Source organism: Pseudoalteromonas sp. McH1-42 (genome assembly GCF_022347845.1).
GTDB classification, from domain to species: Bacteria; Pseudomonadota; Gammaproteobacteria; order Enterobacterales; family Alteromonadaceae; genus Pseudoalteromonas; species Pseudoalteromonas rubra_D.
Genome location: NZ_JAKRFU010000063.1, coordinates 1 through 2,619, shown reverse-complemented (window position 1 = coordinate 2,619; position 2,619 = coordinate 1). Strand labels below are relative to the sequence as shown.

Here is a 2,619-nt window from a genome sequence, read left to right as displayed (position 1 = left end):
TTTGTGCGTCAACCAGTTGCCCTTAAACAACTTATGCCAGCGAAGAACGATTGCTTTATCTGTTAACCTTTGTGCTTTCTTATCATCTACATACAGCACAATATGCGTGTGATTGCTCATCACCGCGTAGCCACACACATCAATGCAAAACACCTTCGCAAGGGTCAGCAATTTTTCCTCAACCCAATCTCGACGATGTTCAAAAGACTTGCCCGTTACGCGGTCTACGCCGCACAGAAATGCCCGGCGAACACACCGGGATATACAGTGGTAATACTTTGTATCTGATAAGCTGACCTGTCTTTTCCTTGCCATTGGCATAATCTAGCATCCTCAATCCATTGAGCATTACCTAAAGGTAGACGGCGTACATTCCGTACGCCAGTTTAGGGTGGGTGTCCATGTAACTTTCTAATCACCGCGTAGCCACACACATCAATGCAAAACACCTTCGCAAGGGTCAGCAATTTTTCCTCAACCCAATTTCTACGATGTTCAAAAGACTTGCCCGTTACGCGGTCTACGCCGCACAGAAATGCCCGGCGAACACACCGGGATATACAGTGGTAATATTTTGTATCTGATAAGCTGACCTGTCTCTTCCTTGCCATTGGCATAATCCAGCATCCTCAATCCATTGAGCATTACCTAAAGGTAGACGGCGTAAATTCCGTACGCCAGTTTAAGGTGGGTGTCCATGTATCCTTCCTTACATACGCCACTTTAGGGTGGGTGTCCATGTATCTATTTGCTTGCATACTCTTCGTCAAATCACCAGCTCCATTCACCGAACTTTGGCTAAAACGAATAGCGTTAGGGTCTACACTCTTTGTAACTTACCTTAAGATAAGGTTTCCACATATATATAAGGATTAGTGAACAACAAATCGATATACTTATCGTCAATAGTATTCGCAACAATGCATACCCGTTCTGTATCGCTCGTAATACTTAAAATAAGGCTAATCACTCCCAAGCATGACTCCAAAGGGCCATACTCTTTAGCGTTATGAAGTTTACTATTAGCTTGAACCCAATCTTTGATAACTAATTTGCATGGCGTCTCAATAAAGTCACCATTTCTACTGTACGACTCGAAACTAATTTCTATTAAATTGTTTTTGGAGTCGTATAAAAAAGACTCTACAATCTCATCGGGGAAACTATATTCAAAAAAACTCACATTTTCACCTCATTACTGTATCGATATGTGCGCATCTGGACTTTTATGAGAAACCGGCTTCAAGTTTTTATCAAAAGCATTTTTGTTTCCACCTCGATTGATGTGCATGCAAACTTTCAGGAGACACCCACCCGTAAATTCACAAGGCGACTGTGTAGTGGTTGTAGTGGTCAGCTAACGCCGACTTAGGCGCGTCCATCTCCCCCCCCCATCCAAAAGCCCAGACTGAATGTCTAAGATTTTGGGTGGATGTCCATGTAACTACGAAGGGCTTTGGCGTTATTATCTATATGATAAAACGAGCTCAGCTGCTTCTTGAAGTTTTTTAGGAAAGCTGAATTTGTCTACCAGCAACTGATTGTTGCCTCCTTCACTTTCCATTTCCAAGATGGTTAAAACTTTTGCCGCATCATCATACATTGAATGCTCAACAATTTTTTCTATTTCAGCCTTTGCATTTGTGAGAAACCTAGAAACATCAGTTATAACAGCTAAAGCACCACGATGAGGGAACTTTTGCAACGACAAATCAATATCTATAAATCCGACATCACCAAAAGCTAGCTCACTAAAATCATTGTTTTTATACTCATTTGTTTTTGATGTTCCATCAATTTCTCGATGTATTCCAACGAAATTTCCTTGCTTAAGCTCACCACTAAACACACAGTCTATAAACTCAACATCAACACAGAAAAGCTTTCTAACTTTAACGTTCTTAAAGCTACAATTTTCAAACCGAGCAACACCCGGAACATTTGACGAAAATGTAGAGTTATCGAAATTGCAATTTACATATCTGGTTTGTTTAGAGCCTCCACCAAAACAAATATCTTTGATACTCATATCCTTAAAAGAACAGTCCAAAAACTCACTTTCTACTGCAATAAATTTAGAGACTTTTTGACCTGAAAAAGACTCTGACTTAAGTCTCTGGTTAAATATTTCAATATCATTCATTTAAAACAGTCTCTTAATTATACGTTACTATATCAACAGCTCTATTCTGATGTGTTTTCACACCTTTCTTTGTGGTCAATTCTATCGTTTTTTTTCAGAAGACACCCACCCGTAAATTCACAGACCAATTGTGGGCAGTTTCAAAGTCTAAATACAAGACTATCAAATACGGCGCTTCCTATAAGCTCTGAGCACTGAAAGTCGCATGTTTAAGGTTTTTCAAAAGACACCCGAGGTTTTTCAAAAGACACCCAACCGTAAATTCACAGACCAATTGTGGGCAATTTCAAAGTCGAAATGCAAGACTATCAAATTCAGCGCTTCCTATAAGCTCTGAGCAGTGAAAGTCATATGTTTAAACACGAAATCTTGAAGAGTAATCAGATTCGGACAATACGAATGCGCATCCAGGCCTGAACTTAGATAAGTTGAAATGGTGAAAAAGAAAAAGTGTTAACCCAGTAATCGCTCGCACT

1 protein-coding gene and 2 pseudogenes are annotated in these 2,619 nt (G+C 39.9%); all 3 read right to left on the bottom strand.

The window, feature by feature from the left end:
- Nucleotides 1-321 (bottom strand): annotated as a pseudogene (locus MHN31_RS23980) (transposase); the annotation flags it as partial.
- A gap of 92 nt (nt 322-413) precedes the next feature.
- Nucleotides 414-617, bottom strand: a pseudogene (locus MHN31_RS23975) (transposase); the annotation flags it as partial.
- Between the two features lie 848 nt (nt 618-1,465).
- Nucleotides 1,466-2,143 carry a hypothetical protein gene (locus MHN31_RS23970; protein ID WP_239445537.1) on the bottom strand — a complete coding sequence of 226 codons (678 nt, stop codon included), beginning with the start codon at nt 2,141-2,143 and terminating at the stop codon, nt 1,466-1,468.
- Nucleotides 2,144-2,619 lie beyond the last annotated feature (476 nt).